The sequence below is a fragment of the Noviherbaspirillum denitrificans genome (assembly GCF_002211445.1).
Classification (GTDB): domain Bacteria; phylum Pseudomonadota; class Gammaproteobacteria; order Burkholderiales; family Burkholderiaceae_D; genus Noviherbaspirillum; species Noviherbaspirillum denitrificans.
In genome coordinates this window covers 2,034,021-2,053,059 of the sequence record NZ_LSTO01000001.1, presented here as the reverse complement: position 1 = coordinate 2,053,059, position 19,039 = coordinate 2,034,021, and the positions used below count along the sequence as shown (strand labels likewise).

General features: G+C 64.0%; 15 protein-coding genes. 8 read left to right on the top strand and 7 right to left on the bottom strand.

From position 1 onward, the window contains the following. On the top strand, window positions 1–333 hold a 333-nt coding region (locus AYR66_RS28830; RefSeq protein ID WP_206047128.1), incomplete at its 5' end, for a BatD family protein. A 20-nt stretch (window positions 334–353) separates the two neighbouring features. Further along, on the top strand, window positions 354–1,322 hold the full coding sequence (locus tag AYR66_RS10045; RefSeq protein ID WP_170942108.1) for a ChaN family lipoprotein: 969 nt from the start codon (window positions 354–356) through the stop codon (window positions 1,320–1,322). A gap of 8 nt (window positions 1,323–1,330) precedes the next feature. Here AYR66_RS10045 and AYR66_RS10040 read toward each other — a convergent pair whose 3' ends face one another. Then, window positions 1,331–2,215, bottom strand: a complete 885-nt coding sequence (locus AYR66_RS10040) for a DMT family transporter (protein WP_170942107.1) — start codon at window positions 2,213–2,215, stop codon at window positions 1,331–1,333. 107 nt (window positions 2,216–2,322) lie between these two features. On the opposite strand from AYR66_RS10040, the gene AYR66_RS10035 reads away from it, so the two are divergent. Further along, entirely contained in the window at window positions 2,323–3,111 is a 789-nt protein-coding gene (locus AYR66_RS10035; RefSeq protein WP_234814869.1) for an alpha/beta fold hydrolase, read from the top strand. Here the strand turns inward: AYR66_RS10035 and AYR66_RS10030 are convergent. From AYR66_RS10030 to AYR66_RS10005, 6 genes are all read right to left on the bottom strand, one after another. Next, window positions 3,093–3,875, bottom strand: a complete 783-nt coding sequence (locus AYR66_RS10030; RefSeq protein WP_088707380.1) for an energy-coupling factor ABC transporter permease — start codon at window positions 3,873–3,875, stop codon at window positions 3,093–3,095. The genes AYR66_RS10035 and AYR66_RS10030 overlap by 19 nt on opposite strands. Window positions 3,876–3,923: 48 nt before the next feature. After that, complete coding sequence (locus AYR66_RS10025; RefSeq protein WP_088707379.1) at window positions 3,924–4,211, bottom strand: PsiF family protein; 288 nt, start codon at window positions 4,209–4,211, stop codon at window positions 3,924–3,926. A 119-nt stretch (window positions 4,212–4,330) separates the two neighbouring features. After that, window positions 4,331–5,224 carry a transporter substrate-binding domain-containing protein gene (locus tag AYR66_RS10020; RefSeq protein WP_088707378.1) on the bottom strand — a complete coding sequence of 298 codons (894 nt, stop codon included), beginning with the start codon at window positions 5,222–5,224 and terminating at the stop codon, window positions 4,331–4,333. Window positions 5,225–5,440: 216 nt separating this feature from the next. Then, complete coding sequence (locus tag AYR66_RS10015; RefSeq protein ID WP_088707377.1) at window positions 5,441–7,105, bottom strand: Tar ligand binding domain-containing protein; 1,665 nt, start codon at window positions 7,103–7,105, stop codon at window positions 5,441–5,443. 25 nt (window positions 7,106–7,130) lie between these two features. Continuing rightward, window positions 7,131–8,297, bottom strand: coding sequence for an HD-GYP domain-containing protein (locus AYR66_RS10010; RefSeq protein WP_088707376.1), 1,167 nt, complete (start codon window positions 8,295–8,297; stop codon window positions 7,131–7,133). A gap of 107 nt (window positions 8,298–8,404) precedes the next feature. Then, on the bottom strand, window positions 8,405–8,719 hold the full coding sequence (locus AYR66_RS10005; protein ID WP_088707375.1) for a hypothetical protein: 315 nt from the start codon (window positions 8,717–8,719) through the stop codon (window positions 8,405–8,407). A 279-nt stretch (window positions 8,720–8,998) separates the two neighbouring features. Here AYR66_RS10005 and AYR66_RS10000 point away from each other — a divergent pair, with 279 nt between their 5' ends. The 5 genes from AYR66_RS10000 to AYR66_RS09980 form a co-directional block, all read left to right on the top strand. After that, window positions 8,999–11,101, top strand: a complete 2,103-nt coding sequence (locus tag AYR66_RS10000) for an HDOD domain-containing protein (protein ID WP_088707374.1) — start codon at window positions 8,999–9,001, stop codon at window positions 11,099–11,101. Window positions 11,102–11,113: 12 nt separating this feature from the next. After that, complete coding sequence (locus AYR66_RS09995; RefSeq protein ID WP_088707373.1) at window positions 11,114–13,348, top strand: EAL domain-containing response regulator; 2,235 nt, start codon at window positions 11,114–11,116, stop codon at window positions 13,346–13,348. Window positions 13,349–13,474: 126 nt separating this feature from the next. Continuing rightward, a complete protein-coding gene (locus AYR66_RS09990; protein ID WP_088707372.1) occupies window positions 13,475–14,026 on the top strand; it encodes a hypothetical protein in 552 nt (183 codons plus the stop codon). Window positions 14,027–14,366: 340 nt separating this feature from the next. Next, entirely contained in the window at window positions 14,367–16,244 is a 1,878-nt protein-coding gene (locus tag AYR66_RS09985; RefSeq protein ID WP_088707371.1) for a patatin-like phospholipase family protein, read from the top strand. Continuing rightward, window positions 16,214–19,039, top strand: a 2,826-nt coding sequence (locus AYR66_RS09980; protein WP_206047127.1) for a non-ribosomal peptide synthetase, incomplete at its 3' end; no start/stop codon positions are given. The genes AYR66_RS09985 and AYR66_RS09980, both read left to right, overlap by 31 nt.

Below are 19,039 nucleotides of genomic sequence, written 5' to 3'. Positions count from 1 at the left end.
ATAATTGCGGCGGCGGCACTCGCCGGCGCACTGCTGCTGGCCATGCTGCGCAGCCGGCGCCTGCGCATGGCATGGCGGCTGCGCAAAGCCTGCCGCGCGGCGGACGGACGCGCCGTGCGCGACGGCCTGCTGGAATGGGCGGCCACCAGGCTGCCCGATCCGCCACAGACACTTGGCGCGCTGGCCGAGCGCATGCACGACAGCGCGGCACGGGAAGCCGTGCTGGCACTGGAACGCAACCTTTACGGTCCGCAGGCGGCGGCGTGGGACAGCGGCATGCTGTCCGCGCTGGTCACCCGCGTCAAGCGCGATGTAATGCGCAAACAGCCATGACTCCTTCATCCAATAAAAAAATGCACACTCTCAACAAGTTCACACGCTGGATGGCCGCATGCATCGCGGTCGCCGCGCTGTCGTCCTGCGCCAATTTCAACAATCCCTACGGATCGCAGCATCCCCTTGCAGGCAAGGTCTGGGACGTGGCCGGTGGCCGCTTCGTCCCGCCGGAAGAGGTGATCGGGCGCGCCATCGAATCGAAGTTCGTCCTGCTCGGCGAAATCCACGACAACGAGGAACACCACCGCATCCAGTCGATGTTCGTCGATGCGATGGTCAGGAACGGCCGCAAGCCGGCGCTGGTGATGGAACAGTTCGACGTCGAGCAGCAGAAACTGATGAACGGCATCGTGCAGGGCAACGGCTCACGCTCGGAAAAGCTGCGCGAATTGTCCAAGCTGATGCGCCAGGGCTGGAACTGGCCGCTCTACCAGCGCCTGGTCTCGTCGGCACTGCAGCTGAAGCTGCCGCTGGTCGCCGCCAACACGCCGCGCGAGGCAGTGCGCGAAGTCGCGCGCAATGGTTTCGATGTGCTCGGCACCGGCGAAGAGGAACGCCTGGCGATCGACCGTACCTGGACGCCGGAGCGCAACCGCCAGCTGGCGCAGGAGATTGCCGCCGGCCATTGCGGCAAGGTCGCGGACCACATGGTGCAGGCAATCACGAAATCGCAACGGGTACGTGACGCGGTGATGGCCGACAAGATGCTGATGGCGCGCAGGATGGGCGTGGTCGGCATCGTCGGCCGCGGCCATGCGCGCGAAGATTTGGGTGTGCCGCTGTACCTGGCGGCACGCGCGCCGGAAGAATCCATCCTCTCGGTCGGCATGGTGGAGGTGTACGAACCCGTCGATCCGGAAGCCTATGCCCACAGTTCCGTCGGCCAGCATCACGACTACCTGTGGTTCACGCCGCGCCCGGCGCGCAACAGCAATCCCTGCGATGGCATCCCGGCACCGAAGGCGGAGACGCAAGAAAGTTCATAAGCCCTGCGCTATGTCCGCCTGGACACCAGCGCCACCCCAACGCAGGTCACCGCAATCCCCGCAATACTGAGGCGCGTAGGCACCACTGCAAACATCGCCCATTCGAGGAACACCGCCACGATTGGGGTCAGGAACATCAGGCTGGTCACCTTCGCCGCATGTCCGCGGCGCATCAGCAGGTGCAGCGCGTTCACCGCGAGGATGGATGCGAAGATCACGAGGAAGACGATGGCCGCCGCCATCTGCCAGCTCCAGCGGACAGTGAATCCTTCCACCGCCCATGCCGCCGGCGCCAGCACGCAAAGCGACAGCACGAACTGGATGAACGAAGAGCTGCGCAAGTCGGCCGCGCGGCAGAACGCGCGCTGGTAGAGCGTGCCGGTAGTCATCGCGGCCAGCGACACGGCGGCGGCGAGCAGGCTGGCCGCCGTCACCGCTTTCACGTCCACCTTGTGCCACACGACCAGCGCGACGCCGGCAAGGCCGAGCGCCACGCCCACCCATTGCATGAGAGCGAGGCGTTCGCCCATCATGCGATGCGCAAACACCGCCGTGAACAGCGGCTGCGTTGCCAGCAGCAAGGCAGTGATGCCGGCCGACATGCCGAGGTATTGGGCATAGTGGCTGCCGCCGAGCGTGAACGCATGCATCAGCAACCCGGCCACGCAGACATGGAAGAATTCACGCCGGTTCGCCGGCCACACGGGGCGGGACACCAGCAGCCATGGAATCAGGCACAGCACGCCGAACACATAGCGCAACGCAAGGAAGGTGAACGGCGGCGCATACTGCATCCCCACCTTGCTGGCGAGATAGCCCGAACCCCAGACGAGCACGAAGAACCATGCGAGTAATGCATCAGTACGGCTGTCGGCGTGGGTGGCGGATGTCATCGGAAGCGGCGGATTCGGGATGCGCCTGAGTGTACCGGCATTCAGGCCGGCGCGCCGGACGCGCCTGAAATGCAATAATGGCTGCTTCACGAACCGGCACGCATCCCATGCAATTCACAAGCATTCCCTGGCAAGGCAGTCACGCGTCGATCGAGTACCAGTGGCTGGGACCTGAACAGTCCGACTTTCCTCCCGTCGTGTTCCTGCACGAAGGGCTCGGGTCGATTTCGATGTGGCGTGATTTTCCGCAGCGCTTCTGCGAGGAGCACGGCTTTCGCGGCCTGGTGTTTTCGCGCATCGGCTACGGCCAGTCCACGCCGCGCCCGCTGGATGCGCCGCTGAAACCCGACTATCTGCACCGTCAGGCCCATGAGGCACTGCCCGCGCTGCTGGCCGCGCTCAACGTCGAGAAACCCTGGATCTTCGGCCATAGCGACGGCGGTTCGATTGCCCTGCTGTACGGCGCGCGCTTTTCGGCGCACACCAGCGGACTGGTGGTCCTGGCGCCGCACATCTTCGTGGAAGACATCACCATTGCCGGCATCCTCGAGGCGCGCGACGCCTATCGGCATGGCGACCTGAAACCGCGCCTGGCCCGCCATCACCGCGATGTCGAATCGGTCTTTCGCGGCTGGAACGATGCCTGGCTGGACCCCGCCTTCCGCAACTGGAACATCGAAGCGGAACTGCCGAAGATCGCCTGCCCGGTGCTGGCCATGCAGGGAGAACAGGATGAATACGCAACGCTGGCGCAGATCCACGGCATTGAACGGCTCGCGCCGCATGCACGGGCATTGGCGATCGCCGATTGCGGGCATTCACCGCACTTCAGCCAGCCAGCGGCAGTGAGCCGTGCAGCCGCATCGTTCATCAAGGATTACTTGCCGCGCAGGTAGACGTTGTCGTCGAAGGTCAGCACCCATTCCGGCCGGTAGACCGTGAACATGGTGAGCAGGAGGCCGGTGAGGAAGGACTCGCCCCAGGACAGCAGGAGCATGTAAGCCAGTGCATCGCCGCTGGCGGTGGCGGCCGACACGATCGCGTAGTACACGCCGAGCGACAGCATGTTGAGCAGCGCCAGCATCGCCATCGTGCCGAAGAAGCCGTTGCCCAGCAGGTAGACGAACATATGCCGCGGCAGGAAGCGTTCGGTCGCGCGCATCAGCGCATCGCCGCAATACGCGGGCAGCACCGCGAGCAGCAGCAGGTTCAGCCCGAGGTTGAGCCATTGCGCGTCAAAGGCGATGGTATAAGCCAGGACGGAAAGAGCGGCACCCGTCATCGCCAGCCTGCGGCCGAACATCAGCACGAAAATGGGCAGGCCGGCCATGTGGAGAACGGGGCCGCCTGAAAGCGGCACGCTGAAACGCCAGAGCATCGGCAGCAGGATGATGGCGCAGCACCAGGCGGAAAACGCGCCGGGTGCGGACAAGCGCTGCCAGTCGGCGGCGCGGGTATTCCAGTACAGGGTCGCGAACGCGGCAAGTGCTGCGGCGAGCGCGATGATGTGCGGAATGGTTTCGGCAAAGATACCCATCGCTTCATTATAGAAAGGGATTTCCGGATTGCCAGAGGAGAGCCGGCACTGATGGAAAGAGGAATGCGAGAAGCGTGCCCGTGGGTTGGACAGGCAGGTGGACGGGCTTTGTGGGGCGCGCATCCGTGCAATTCCTACACGGATGCGGCAAGGAAGAAATGCGCGAGGAGATCAGCCCTTCTTCAGGCAGGAGCTCATGAACTTCTTGCGCTCGTCGCCCTTCATGTCCTTGGCTTCGGCATTGCAGGTCTTCATCTTCTCCTGCTGCGCCTTCTTTGCATCGCTGACTTTCGGCTTGTTGCTCAGGCATTCCTTCATGAACGCCTTGCGCTCGTCGCCTTTCTTGTCGACGGCTTCCTTGTTGCAGGTGGCCATCTTGTTCTGCTGTTCGGTGGCGGCGTGGGCGGTGCTGAAGAAGAAGGGCGCTGCGAGCATCAGGGCGGCTGCGAGTCTTTTCATGTTATCTCCTTGGTTGTCGGTGTTGCCTTGTGGATTACAGCATATTTTTTACTTGTTGTATTTGTTCTTTGTCTTGACGGTTCAAATGCTTTCCGCAGCTGCCCGGCCCGCATTCGATCTCACATCGCGGGTTGGTCGCTGCGTGCCTTGAGATTGGCTTTGAGTTGCTCGCTCATGGGCATATCGAGGCGTACCCCTTTCGGCGGAATCGGCCCTTCGAACCATTTCGCATACAACCGGGCAAACTCGCCCGACTTCATCAAGCGGGCGATGGTGCCGTCGACCAGCTTCTTGAACTCGGGATCGTCCTTGCGCACCATGCAGCCGTAAGGCTCGACCTGCAGGGGATCACCAACGATATCGAGCGATGCGGGATCCCGGGAATTGGCCCTGAGGCCAAACAGCAGCACATCGTCCAGGGCGAGGGCTGCGGCACGGCCGCCTTCCACGAGTGAAAACGCTTCACCGTAGTCCTTTCCGGGCGCGATCTGTATGTCGAGGCCGTGGTCGTCGCTGTACTTCCGGATGACCTTCTCGTTGGTGCTGCCCGCGGGCGTCGCTACTGTTTTCCTGGCCAGGTCTGCATAGCTCCTGATTCCGGCATCCTTTTTGACCAGCACGCGCGTCCCGGTATAAAAATAGCTGGTGGAAAACGAAACTTCCTTGCCGCGTGCGGCAGTATTGGTCGTGGAACCGCACTCAAGATCGTATGTGCCGTTGACCAGCAACGGAATGCGGGTTTGGCCGGTGACAGGCATCCAGGCCACTTCGAGGTTCGGCTTCCTGAGTTTCGCCCGTACATCGTCGATGACTGCTTCGGTGATATCGACGGCAAAACCGACGGGCTTGCGGGTGCCGATCAAATAGCTGAATGGCACCGCGGCCTCGCGGTACGACACGGTTATCTTGTTGCTTTCGGCAACCTTTTTCAGTGTTTGTGCATGGACGTTGCCTGCGAATGAAGCCAGGCCCATGGTCGCAATGGATGCGGCAATCAGTCGAGAGATCTTCATTTTGTCCCCCACAGAAAGGTAATCGGATACCCCACTACGAAATTCCGGGTAATGACATTCGTCCGTGATGCCGGCAGCGCCATGCGTGGCACAAATGACAACAGGACGCAGGGTCCAGCCTATGCGCCTGTTGTCAAAATTTAAAGGATCTAGATCAAGCTTTTTGAAAAGGCTCCCCGGCGCGCGGCCGGGAAGAAAAGCTTGTTTGAAGAAGGCTCAATCGAAATACTTGACGAGCTTATCCAGCTCCTGCGCCGTCTTTTCCAACCGCTGCGAAGCCGCCCAGGCGCCCTGCACTTCCCCGCGGTTTTCAACGATCAGCATTGCCACCTGGTTCATCTGCCCCACGGTATCCCCCATCGAGAACGCTTCCAGCCGCACTGCCGCCGCCAGATCGTGCGCCATCTTCGCCAGGTCTCCGGTGTCAACGTCGGCGACGTCGGCTACCGCAATGCCCTGCTCGGCCAGCTGCATCATGCGCTCCGCATCCTCCGCCAGCCGCCCGAGCCCTTCGGCGGAAGCAGTCGCCGCATCCACCGTCTGGTACACCCGGTCATGCTGTTCCTCGGAATGTTCGGCCAGGTTCATCATCGTGGTATTGAGCCGATGACACTGTTCGCGGATCGATCCGGACGACACGCGGATCTCGTCCATCATGACCTTCAAATGCAGCTGCATGATGGCGACGCCCGTCATCACCCGCCCCGGCTCGCCGAATCCGCTGGTGTCGGCTTCGCCGGAAAGGTTGCCTTCGGCGATACGCTCCAGCGCACCGACGGCGGACTGTAGCGGAACGACAGTCGCGCGGAAGAAGTACACGCCGGCAAACAGCACGATCAGGCAGCCGGCGGTGATGCCGGCGACCGCCACCACGATGATCAGGTGGTTGCGTTGCGCGACCGCTTCGAAGTTGTCCCTGGCCTTGACCGACAGGAAATCGAGCAGCGCGGCAGCGCGATGGTTCGCCTCGTCATACAGGGGATTGAGCTGCTCGTCCATGACCTTGCCGGCTGCGGCGAAATCGCCCTGCTCGAGCGCCTGGCGCGCCGGCTTCAGCCCGCTGTCGACGTAGTGGTTGCGCGCCTGCCAGTAAGCGTCGGCCAGCGCACGCTCCTGCTCGCCGCGTGGCAGCTTGATGTACGTATTCCAGAGCGCATCGATCTCGAGGCGGTTCCTTTCCAGCGCTGCCATATGTCCGCGCGTCTTGCCGCTGGCCATGTCTTCCCGCAGCGACAACGCCACCTGCGCGCGGTTGTCCGCCATCAGGAAGTTGATGCGCCCGATGGCATGCACCGGCGCCATTTCTTCATGGTACAGGCCGCTCATGGCCTGGCTGGACAAGGTCAGGCCGGTGATGCCGAGGATGCCGCCAGCAATCATCATCAGGGTGACGAAGACGATGCCCAGCGCCGCGCCGTTGCGGACCGTCATGAAGCGCCGCCAGCCGCCGCCGCTCTGGCGCGGCACCTGTCCGGTGCGGGCCGCTTCCGCATACAGTGCCTCGGCCTTCTCGATGGCCTCGCGCGATGCCGCCGTCCGCACCGACATGTAGCCGATGGTCTTGCCATCCTTGCGCACCGGGACCACGTGCGCATCGACCCAGTAGTGGTCGCCGTTCTTGCAGCGGTTCTTGACGGTGCCGCGCCACGGCAAGCCTTTCTTGAGCGTGTCCCACATGTCTTCGAACACGATGGGCGGCACGTCGGGATGGCGCACGATGTTGTGGCTGCTTCCCAGCAGCTCGTCGCGCGAGAAGCCGCTCTGCGCGACGAAGTTGTCATTGGCGAAGGTGACGATGCCCTTCGTGTCCGTGCGGGAGACCAGGCGTATGCCTTCCTGGACGGTTTTTTCCTGGCCGGTGACGGGGAAGTTCTTTTTCATGACGCGCCTCGCATCGCTAATTTGTTCATTTCATCCACAGGCGCTTGATCGTCACCGCGGCCGACCGGCACTCGGTGAACGGGACCATGCCCATGATTTCGTAATTCGGGTTCGCCGCCTCGCGCCGGATGGGGTCGAGCATTGGCATGCCGCGCGGGTCGTACACGGTGTACACGACGGCGTCGGCGGGCTTGTGCGTGCAGTGCTTGATGACCGCGACCTCGCCGCTCTTGAGCCGCACGATCGAGCCGGGCGGGAAGATGCCGATCTCGCGGATCATGGCCTGGATCAGGCCGCCATCCAGGCTGACGTCCTTCTGCAGGTAGATGTCGCGCAGCGCGTTCTGCGACGAGTGTTCCTTGGCGCGGTAGGGCCGCGGCTTGGTCATCGCGCTGTAGGTATCGGCAATGGCCAGGATGCGGCCGCCGGGCGACACTGCCCCGCCCTGCAGCTTGTGCGGATAGCCGTTGCCGTCCAGCCGCTCGTGATGCTGCTCGACCGCATCCAGCCAGGCGGCATCGTCGACGCCGGCGCTGCGCAGGATGGCGGCACCGGTGGACGGATGTGCCGCGATGGCGCGCTTGAGCGCATCCGGCAGCGCACCATTGGCCTGGTCGAGTTCCGCCTGCACCTCGAACAAGCCGATGTCGCGCGTGAGCGCGGCGCATACCAGCGGCAGCCGCGCTTCGTCGTCCAGCCCGGCACGGCGCGCGGTCACTTCGGCCAGCACCGCGCCCATCACCTGGTGCACGATGAGGTAGGGGTTGGCATGGTCGAGGTGCGGCGCGGCGAGCGCGCTGTCGATGTCGGCCTTGCACAAGGCCTGGATGCGCGCGGCGAGCTGCCGCACGCGCACGCCGAGGTCGATCTGGTCCGGCGTCTTGATGACGGTGGTGAAGGTGTGCTTGAGGTTGAGGATCAGGCTGCCGACCTGGTCGAAGACCGGCATCGCCTCGCCCTGCGCGCGCAACGGCGGCGTCGCACGTGGCGGCGCGGCGGCGCGCTCGGAGGCGGCCAGCCCGTCGGTGCCCATCACTGCCTTGCGCAGGATGATGCGGTCGACCTGTTCCTGCATCGTGATGACGATGCCTTTGCGCAGCAGCAACCGGCCTTCCTGATCGTAGACCGAGAAGGTCAGCGGCTCGCCGAGCTTGATGTCGGCTGGGGTGATCTGGCGCTTCGAGGGAAACATGGATGCCTGGGGTGGCGAACTCGGTTCGCCTTCATGATACGGCACCCGTCGTTGCGGAATGACAACTAATTTACGTTGAAAATTGCTTTAGAGCATGGATTTATCAATTAAACCTGTTCGACGACAGAACAGAGGCCGGTGTCGTCCCGGCGATATCCCATCCGCGCACGGCCGAATCGCTCCGCCGTCACTGCCACGTCCATCTGCGCGGGCACCGGCAGTACCGCCCAGCCTCGCCGTCCTTCGGCCGCCGGCGCGCTCACGTCGTAGCACAGCAAGTGCGCCTTTCCAACGCCGTCCAGGCCATAGGCATGCGGCTCCACCCGGCGCTCGCCCATGGCCAGGATTTTCCTGTCGCGAATAGCAGAGACGATGACCTCATTCATGAAAAGAATGACCGGATGGAAAAATTGCCATTCCAATCTCGTTCCCGGGATCCCGCAAGCCATAGATATGGGAAAAATGACAATTCGCGCCAAATTTGCCACATTCGCCGGAAACCGGCGTCCCAGCTTGATTTCGGATAATCAAATCTATCCATATGGAAATCTTTTGATGCTATTATGGCCAGAGTTTGGCTGACATTCTCAATGTTGGGAGGCTTGTGCACCATGGCACACCGAGTACGCGACAACGCTTTGCTCCATCCCTTTTGCCACGGCGGCGCGCCTGCGCCGTCGCCTGCGTGACGCCCCCGCCGAATGCACGCCCTCGCTGACAGCGCCATCCTCAGCCGGCTCGCCGCAGCGCGCATGCCGGCCATGCCGCAAGTCCTGCTGCAGCTCATGGAAATGTGCCGCAACGACAATGCGGGCATCCCCGCGCTGGCAACCCTGATTTCCCGCGACGCCGGCATGACCAGCCGCATCCTGACCGTGGCCGGCAGCCCCGCCTTTCGCCGCGCGCGCGTCGCTCCCAGCCTCGAACAGGCGCTGATAACCATCGGCATGAACATGGTCAAGACCCTGCTGATCAGCGAAGCGGTGTTCCAGCTGTTCGGCAGCTTTTCGGTGCGCCGCTCGACCGACTTGCGGGGCTTCTGGATCCATTCGCTCAGCGCGGCCATCAATGCCCGCGAAATCGCGAAGCGCATGGACTACCCGCGCCTCGAGGAGGCCTATCTCGCCGGCCTGCTGCACGATGTCGGCCGCCTCGCGCTGCTGTCGGCGGAACCGGAGCAGTACGCACCGCATTTCCACGCCAATGACGACGCGGCGCTGTGCGCGCAGGAGAAAGACCTGCTGCAGATGACGCACGCCGAGGCCGGCGGATGGATCGCGAACCGCTGGCAGCTCGATTCCTTCATCGCCGACAGCATCCGCTTCCACCACGAGCCGGAAATGCGCCTGCAGCGCACGCATCCGCTGATCCGCGCGGTCAACCTCGCCAACCAGCTGACACCCGGCCTGCGCAGCGATGCAGTCGGCGTGATGGCCGCCGCCCACCTGTGCGGCCTCGGGCAAGACGACGTGGAGCAGCTGTGCAAGACGACCGAAGAAGAAATCCGGAAAGTCGCCGAATACCTCGGCATCGACCTCGCCACCATCGGCGACGCGCTGGCAGCGCCAGTCGTGGTGCCGGAGGATGACGCGCGCGCAAAACTCGCTGCCCAGGTCAACGACCTGGTATTTGGCGCCAGCCTGGACGGCTGCTTCGACGTGCAGGACGAAGAATCGATGGCCGCCATTGCACGTGCGGCCTGCATGCTGTTCGGATTGGGTGAAGCGGTCGTGCTCATGCACAACCCGGCCGAAGATGCGTTGCAGGGATATGTCGGTGCTTCCGCTGACGACAAGGCCATGCTGTTCAGCCTGCCGCTGACGGCGGAAGGCACGCTCGGCGCCGCCCTCGCGACGCGCCAGGCAGCGTGGCTGGACCGGAGCGGCCCCGCGCCGACCATTTTCGAAGAGCAATTGCAGCGCCTGCTGGGCGGCGATTGCATGGTTGCCTTGGCCCTGGCCGACAGCGTCGCCTGCCACGGCCTGCTGGTCGCATCGGTGGACGCCAGCCTGGTTCCCGCGCTGCGCGCGCGCGAAGCGATGCTGATGACCTTCAGCAGCCAGGCGGGCAAGTCGCTGGGCAGGATTGCCGCCACCCGCACTACCCAGCCCGCGCCGGGACCGGACAACGTGACCGCGTTCCGCTCTCTGGCGCACGAAGTCAACACGCCGCTGTCGATCATCCGCAATTACCTGAGCGTGCTCGACCGCAAGGTCACCAAGAAGGAATCCATCGCCAGCGAAATCGCGATCATCCACGAAGAAATCGATCGCGTAACCGCGCTCATCAACAATGCGGCCGACCCGCAAGCGCGGCCGCCGGAAAAGCTGGCCGACCTCGGTGCCATCATCCGCGGCGTGGTGGGCCTGTTGCGCGACGCCGAACTGGTGCCGCCCGCGATCGCCATTGCGCTGCAATCGCTGGACGAAACACTGGAAGTGCCGGGCGACCCCGGCATGCTCAAGCAGGTCTTCCTCAACCTGGTCAAGAATGCGATCGAGGCCTTGTCCAATGGCGGGCAAATCGACATCGCGTGCAAGGGCTACACCCGGCAGGACGAGCGCATGTACGTTGCAGTCACCGTGCGCGACAACGGCCCCGGCCTGCCGGCGGATATCGTCGCCAACCTGTACACCCCGGTCCGCTCGACCAAGGGCGGCAACCACCGCGGCCTCGGCCTGAGCATTGTGCATGGACTGGTCAAGAAAATGGGCGGACACATGTACTGCCAGACCGGCAAGGATGGGACCGCGTTCGAATTGCTGTTTCCGTGCTCTGCGCCTGCAGGGTCCGCTCCGCCCTAGCAGGTGACCTCCATGAACATCCTCTCCACACGCGATTCCGCCGCCATGGTGACGACGCTGGCCCAGCCGGAGCTCCCGCTCGCCACGCGACGCGACCGGCCGAAGATTGTGCTGGTGGACGACGATGCACGGATGGTACGCAGCATCCACGACCTGCTGTCCGACCAGGACTACGACCTCAAGATGCTCACGTCGGCGCGCGAAGCCGTCGACTACCTCGCCGCCAACCGCACCGACCTCGTGCTGCTCGACCTGCGCATGCCCGAACTCGACGGCCACCAGATGATGGACATCATTTCCACGCAGGGCACCGATACCGGCGTGGTGGTCATCAGCGGCGAGCGCGACATCGACGCGGCGATCGGCGCCATCAAGCGCGGTGTCTATGGCTACCTGCGCAAACCCTTCCATCCGGAAGACCTGCTGACCACGGTCTCGCAGGCGCTGCACCGCAAGACACTGGAAGCGGAAAAGCGCGATATCCAGTACCAGCTCGAGTGCTCGGAACGCCTGTACCGCTACCTCGTCGACACGCTGCCCGACATCATCTACACCATCGACCTCGAAGGTCGCTTCACCTACATCAACGACCGCGCGGAACAGTTGCTCGGCTATAAGCGCGCCGAACTGGTGGGCAAGCATTACTCGACCCTCGTGCACGAGGACGACCTCGAGCGCGCACGCTATGTGTTCCAGGAACGCCGTGTGGGCGAGCGCGCATCGCGCAATGTCGAACTGCGGCTCAAGTCGCGCAATGCGCTGATGGAAGAACGCTATTTCGACAACACGCTGCTGACGATTTCCTTCAACGCTACCGCCCTCTATTCGGTGAGCGAGGACAAGACGCGCCGCGAGCTATTCGGCACCTATGGCGTGGCGCGCGACATCACCGAGCTGAAGCGCGCCGAGCAGCGCATTTCCTACCAGGCGTTCTACGACGTCCTGACCGACCTGCCCAACCGCGTGCTGTTCAAGGACCGGCTGGACCTAGCGATCATCCATGCCAAGCGCAACAGCAGCAAGATCGCGGTGATGTTCGTCGACCTCGACGGTTTCAAGCCGATCAACGACACGCTGGGCCACCTGAAGGGCGACCAGCTGCTGCGCGAGGTGGCACAACGCATGCGCCTGAACCTGCGGCGCGGCGATACGCTGGCGCGCGTCGGCGGAGACGAATTCACGGTGCTGCTGCCGGACCTGCGCTTCCCCAAGGATGCCGCCGCTATCGCGCGCAAGTTCCTGTGGTCGCTCAAGCAGCCCTTCCAGCTCGACAACCAGCTGGTGCACATCTCCGCCAGCATCGGCATCGCCATCTATCCGGACGACGGCGAGACGATGGAAGACCTGGTACGGCACGCCGACATTGCGATGTACCAGATGAAGACGGACGGCAAGAACAATTTCCGCTTCTACGATGCGTCGATGGAAATCGCAGCCAGCCAGAAGGTCGCACTCGCGCAGTCGCTGCGCCAGGCGATCGAACGCAACGAACTGGAAATGTATTACCAGCCGCAGGTCGACGTGTCCTCCGGCCGCATCGTCGCTGCCGAAGCGCTGATGCGCTGGAACCATCCGGAGCGCGGCACGCTTTCCGCCGGCGAGTTCCTCCCCTTCGCAGAAGAAAACGGTCTCATGCTGACGCTGACCGACTGGATGATCCGCGCGGTGTGCAACCAGTTGCGTGTCTGGAACGACGCCGGCCTCGGCATCGAACGCGTGTCGCTCAACCTGTCGCCGCAATGCCTGGACCGCGGCGATATCGCGCGCAAGTTGCTGCGCTGGGTGGCGGGCGCCGGCATCCGCCCGTCCCAGCTGGAAATCGAAATCACCGAAAGCGTCTGCATCCGCAATCCGCAGCAGGCGCTCAACCAGTTACGCAAGATGGCGAACGCCGGCATAGGAATCGCGGTCGATGACTTCGGCACCGGCTATTCCTCGCTCGCCTATCTGCAACAGTTCCCGGTCAAGACCCTGAAGATAGACCGTTCCTTCGTGAAGGACATCGCGCACCAGGACGGCCACTATCCGGTGGTGCTGGCAGTGATTTCGATTGCCGCCAGCATCGGTGTGAACGTGATCGCGGAAGGTGTGGAAACAGAGGGCCAGTCGCTTTACCTAAAAAAGGCCGGCTGCGCCATCATGCAGGGCTATCTTTACTACAAGCCGATGACGGCAGGCCAGTTTTACGAACAGTTCCAGCGTGCCAGGATGCGCGCTGCGTCGAACGATGCAACGTGGGCGCCGTAATTCCTAACGCCGCTTGAGCAATCGCAACAGCAATTCCTAGCAATCCCTTAGGTTCTCCTGAAACGCATGCGCAAGTGCGCATGTCTAATGCAGTGCGTGTTATGAACTTCAATCAGGAGAATTGCGTTGACACCGAACCTCAACTCCGCACGACGAGCCATCCAGGCAGAACTTTCACATGCCCGCCAGGGCGCCGCCTTCTACAGTGCCCGCGTGGAAGCGCTGGAAACCGCGCTGACCCAACTCGAAAGCGTCGACACTGACGATACGACGCTCCTCGACGAAGAGGAGCGCAAGCCAGCGAAGAAAAAGGCAGGCAGGCGTGGCCGTGCCGCACGCCAGGAAGTTCCTGGCCGCCGCAAGGCTGCTTCGCAGGAAACGAAACAATCGAAGCGCGGCAGGATATCCGGCGCCGCCACGGAAGACTCCGGCCTGCCGACCACCGGTGCCGACTTCTGGCTGGAACTGGTCACCAATGAACCGCAGTCCGCAGTCGACATCGCCAATGCGGCGGCCGCACACCTCGGCCTCGGCCCGGACCAAAAAGCCCAGGTCCAGAAACTCAAGCAGCGCGTGGCGCCGGCATTGGCGACCCTCGTTTCCACGCAAAAAATCCAGCATGCCGGTGCGGGCAGGCAGCGGCGCTACTTCCGCGGCGACGCCAGCCACACGGCCTGATTTCGTCGATCCGATGCGCCTCGCCTCCCGAGGCGCATTCCCTCCTGTTGTATTTCCCTCCTTTTTTGCCTGTCGGAATTTTTTACACTCCTCAGGCAAATCAATAACTAAACCGTCCCAAACCCTTGTTTTGTAACGGCTGGTAACAATTGGCGCATTTTTTGCTTTCGAGAATCATTTCCGGAAGGAAGAAGCTGCCGCATTGCAAGCGTCCCAACTTCCTTTACACTGAACATGCAACATTGCCGAGCGGCATACCGCGTCGAAACGAGCGGCAAGTCGGCTGTTCCCGGCCAAGGTTTCACACAATCTATCTAACCGCCAAATCGTGCCTGCCGACATGTCGCACATCATTCACGGGCCAGACGATACAACCACCCTGCCCGCCGCTGCCGGCGAGGAGGAGGCGGTGGACAGCACGTTGCGGATCAAGGCCATCCTGCGAGCAAGCCAGGTGTTCAGCATGCTCGACGATGTCGTGCTCGACGACCTCGTGCAATCCCTCGAAATCCAGCATGTGCGCGGCGGGAGCAACCTGTTCCGCGAGGGCGATCCGTCCGAATTCATGATCTTCGTGCTCAGCGGCCGGCTGCGCGTATGGCGCCGCAGCCCCAACGGCGAAATGCTGCTGTACAACGAAATCTGTCCCGGCGACAGCGTCGGCGAAACCGGCCTGATCCTGCAGCAAAAACGTACCGCCGATGTCAGCGCGGTACGCGACACCACCATCGCCGTTCTCAACCGCCCCAGCTTCGAAGCGCTGCTGCGCCGACAGCCGATCGCGCTGAACCGCGTGTTCGCGCAGGCAATCTTCAACCATCTGCGCCATACGCCGCAGGCGATGGAGCGCAAGGTTGCGCAAACCTTCGCTGTCATTCCGCTGCACCCAGGCGCCGGTGCCGGCGACGTGGCGGCCGGACTGGCAAAGGCCTTTGCGAAGCAAGCCCGCGCCCGCCACCTGAGCTGCTCCATGCTGCGCGAAGTCACGCACGACAGGAACGACAGCAACGCGGCAAGCGAAATGCTGAACCAGCTCGAACGGCAGGTCGACTTCCTCATCTACGAAGCCGAAGCGGTCGGCTCGGCCCTGACGCAACATGCATTCCGCCAGGCTGACCAGCTCATCTTTGTGGCCTCGCCCGGCGAGGGAACCAGCGTGCACGAGGTGGAAAGCCTGCTCGGGAAAGAACCCGGCTTCTCGATGAAGCGCCAGCATCTCGTGCTGCTGCATCCCGCATCCGCTGCCGATCCAGTGGATTGCGAACCCTGGCTGCAGGGCCGCACGCTGGAACGTGTCTATCCGCTACGCCGCGGCAGCGATGCCGACTTCGCCCATCTCGCGCGCTTCCTGACCGGCAATGCGGTCGGCGTCGTGCTGGGTGGCGGCGGGGCGCGCGGCTTCGCGCACATCGGCGTGCTGCGCGCGCTGCACGAATTCAACATCCCGGTCGACCTCCTCGGCGGCAACAGCATGGGCGCACTGATCGGCGCGCAATACGCGTGCGGTGTGCCGCTCGACGAGATCCTCAATCGCACCAAGCAGTTCGCGCTCGGCGGTGAACGTCCAACGCTGCCGCTCGTGTCACTGCTCGCCGGCCGCCGCATCGAACGCGACCTGGAGCGCATGTTCGAAGGCGTAAAGATGACGGCGCTGTGGCGTCCCTATTTCGCGGCCGCCTGCAATCTCACGCGCGGCTGCACCACGGTGCAGGAACGCGGTCCGCTGTGGCGCGCCGTCCTCGCCAGCAACTCGCCGGCCGGCCTGCTGCCGCCGGTGGTGCATGAAGGCCAGCTGCTGGTCGACGGCGCGATCCTCGACAATGTGCCGGTCGATGCGATGCGCATGCGCCTCGGTACGCCGCTGGAAAAGCGGCGCGGCAACGGCACCATCATCGCCATCGACGTCGACGTACGCGACGAAATGGGCGTCGATCCCGCACTGCCTCGGCTGTCCGCGCGGCATTCGCTCAAACGTTATTTTTCGCCCGCCGCGCCGTCGGTGCCGGGCATCGGCGACATCCTGTACCGGGCCAGCCACATCGGCAGCCTGCACCAGCGCGATCGCACCATGGCGCTCGCCGACCACTATCTCGAACCGCCGGTCTCGGGCTTTACCCTGATGGATTACAAACGCGCCGAAGAGATCGCTGACACCGGTTACCGCTACGCCAGGGAAAAGATCGAGCAATGGGATCGAACGATTACTTCACTGCGGTAGAAAGCCAGGCCCTGCCCCTGTCTTCCAGCCAGCGTGAAGTATGGCTGGACCAGCGCGCATGGCCCGGCAGCGCCCACCTGAACATCGGCGGCGGCGCCTTCCTGCGCGGCCGCCTGGACCTCGAACTCTTCCGCCAATCGCTGGCGCTGCTGGTCGCAGAAAACGATGCGCTGCGGCTGGCGCCGCTGCCCGATGGCACGCAGCGCCTGGCCGCCTTCGGCGTACCGCACCTGGAAGTGATCCAGATGGCCGACGCCGCCGACCCGCGCGAGGCGATGCGCGCATGGTGGCAGGAATGGATACGTGTGCCTTTCACGCTGGACGGCACGCCGCCGTGGCGCTTTGCACTGCTGCGCGCGAACGATGAATTCCACGGGCTGACCATCCAGTTCCACCATCTCATCATGGATGGCTGGGGCACGACGCAAGTGATGCGGCGCTGGAGCGAAATCTACAACGCGCTGCTGGCACAGGAAGACATTCCGCCCGCCGACACGCAGCCCTATGCGCAGTACGTGCGGGAGTCGCTGGATTACGAACAGTCGCCCGCCTTCGAGAGCGATGCCGCCTACTGGAACGGCCAGTTCCCTGAGCTGCCGCCGCCGCTGTTCGAACGGCCCTACGCCAACCCGCTGTCGCGCCAATTGCCCGCCGCGCAGCTCGCGGTACGCGGCATATCGCGCGACGACTACAACCGGATGTGCATCTTCTCGGCCAGCCGCGGCGTCAGCCCGTTCTGCCTGTTCCTCGCCGCGCTCGCCGTGTACTTCACGCGCACCACGAATCGCGAAGAGGTCGTGATCGGCATCCCCAGCCTGAACCGGCTGGGGCGGCGCTACAAGGGCACGCCCGGCATGTTTGTCGGCGTCAGCCCGCTGCGCCTGCGCGTGCGCCCCGGCATGACGGTATCGGAGCTGCTGGCCGCCTGCAGCTCCGCCGTGCGCAGCGCGCTGCGCCATCCGCGCTATCCGCTGAGCGTGCTCGGCCGCTCGCTCGAACTGATCCGGCACAACCGCGATGGCTTGTTCGACCTCATCCTCTCCTTCGAGCGGCAGGACTACGATCTGTCCTTCGGCGATGCGCAATTGATTGATTCGCGCCAGCTGTTCTCCGGCACCGCGCGTTATCCGCTCGGCGTCACGGTGTGCGAATTCCATCCGGACCAGGATGTGGAACTTGTCCTCGAAGGCAGCTCGGCCTGCTTCATGTCAGGCGAAGTCCCGCTGCTGGCACGCCGCCTGACCGCGGTACTCGACCGCATGATGGCGGACCCGCTGCAGTCGCTCGGCGAGCTCGACCTGCTGCCGCCGGAGGAGCGGCGCGCCGTGCTCGACGGCGTGCATGAAGACGTGACCAACCACGACGAGACACTGCCTTTCATCTGCCTGTTCGAGCGCCAGGTGGCCCTCGACCCGCGTGCGGTCGCGCTCGTGTGGCCGAGTGGCAGCATGGATTACGGCACACTGAATCGCCGCGCCAACCAGCTCGCGTACCGGCTGGAAGCGCTGGGCGCAGGCCGCGACAGGATCGTCGCCTTCGCCATCGACCGCTCGCCGGCGATGATGATCGCGCTGCTGGCAATCGCCAAGACCGGCGCCGCCTTCCTGCCCCTGGACGTGCACAGCCCCGCGGCGCGCGTATCCGGCATCCTCGCTGAGAGCGGCGCGCTCGCCATGCTGGTGTCGCCCGCCAGCCCCGCCGAACTGCGCCAGCTGCATCCGCACATGCTCGAAGTGAATGACGAGGAGCGCGACATCAGCGTGGTCGAGCGACGCCTGCCCGCCTGCCCGGCGCCTTCCGACCTGGCGTACGTGCTGTTTACCTCGGGTTCGACCGGCAAGCCCAAGGGTGTGATGATCGAGCACGCCACACTGTCGCGCCGCCTTGCCTGGCTGACGCGCACCTATGCCGTTGAACGCCACGACCGCTCGGCGCAGGCAACACAGCTCACCTTCGACCCGGCACTGATCGAAGCCCTGCTGCCATTGGTATGCGGCGCCAGCGTCGCGCTGCCGCCGCCGGGTCGCCTGCTGCCGGAATCGCTGGCCGCCTTCGCGGTCGAACACGGCGTCACCATCATGGCATTCGTCCCGGCCACACTGAGCCGCTTCCTCGACGGCGCCAGCAGCCGTACCGGACTCAAGCTGCGCGTCGCCTGCTGCGGCGGCGAAGTGCTGCCGCCCGAACTGGCCAACCGCTACCTGCGCATGACCGGCGCGCGGCTGTACAACGTGTACGGCCCGACCGAAGCCGCAATCTTCGCCACTGCGTGGGAGTGCAAGTTCCAGTCGGCGCATACCGCGCTGCCGGTCGGCCGCCCGATCGACAACACCCGCATCTACGTCCTCGATGCACAGCTGCGCCCGGTGCCCTTCGGCGTGGCGGGCGAGATCTACATCGGCGGAGACACCATCGCGCGCGGCTATCTCGGCGCACCCGATGCAACGCGCGACGCCTTCCTGCCCGACCCGCACCGGCCCGGCCACCGCATGTACAAGACCGGCGACCGCGGCTGGCTGGGTGACGACGGCCACCTGCGCTTCATCGGCCGCGTGGACCGGCAGGTCAAGCTGCGCGGCTACCGTATCGAACTGGGCGAAATCGAGTCGGCGCTGCTGGCAGTGAACGGCGTCAGCCAGGCCGCCGCGAGCCTCGTCGAAAAGCTCGGCAAGCAGATGATCCAGGCCTGGGTTGCCGGCGACGCACTTGACGCCGACAGCCTGCAACGCGCGCTGCGTGCCCGCCTGCCAGACTACATGGTTCCGGGCCGCATCGCGGTGCTGCCAGCCCTGCCG

Bases quoted from the DNA above. Each gene is read 5' to 3' on its own strand.
- AYR66_RS10045 (WP_170942108.1), top strand. From the start codon at position 354: ATGCACACTCTCAACAAGTTCACACGCTGGATGGCCGCATGCATCGCG.
- AYR66_RS10040 (WP_170942107.1), bottom strand. From the start codon at position 2,215: ATGACATCCGCCACCCACGCCGACAGCCGTACTGATGCATTACTCGCA.
- AYR66_RS10035 (WP_234814869.1), top strand. From the start codon at position 2,323: ATGCAATTCACAAGCATTCCCTGGCAAGGCAGTCACGCGTCGATCGAG.
- AYR66_RS10030 (WP_088707380.1), bottom strand. From the start codon at position 3,875: ATGCGCGCCCCACAAAGCCCGTCCACCTGCCTGTCCAACCCACGGGCA.
- AYR66_RS10025 (WP_088707379.1), bottom strand. From the start codon at position 4,211: ATGAAAAGACTCGCAGCCGCCCTGATGCTCGCAGCGCCCTTCTTCTTC.
- AYR66_RS10020 (WP_088707378.1), bottom strand. From the start codon at position 5,224: ATGAAGATCTCTCGACTGATTGCCGCATCCATTGCGACCATGGGCCTG.
- AYR66_RS10015 (WP_088707377.1), bottom strand. From the start codon at position 7,105: ATGAAAAAGAACTTCCCCGTCACCGGCCAGGAAAAAACCGTCCAGGAA.
- AYR66_RS10010 (WP_088707376.1), bottom strand. From the start codon at position 8,297: ATGTTTCCCTCGAAGCGCCAGATCACCCCAGCCGACATCAAGCTCGGC.
- AYR66_RS10000 (WP_088707374.1), top strand. From the start codon at position 8,999: ATGCACGCCCTCGCTGACAGCGCCATCCTCAGCCGGCTCGCCGCAGCG.
- AYR66_RS09995 (WP_088707373.1), top strand. From the start codon at position 11,114: ATGAACATCCTCTCCACACGCGATTCCGCCGCCATGGTGACGACGCTG.
- AYR66_RS09985 (WP_088707371.1), top strand. From the start codon at position 14,367: ATGTCGCACATCATTCACGGGCCAGACGATACAACCACCCTGCCCGCC.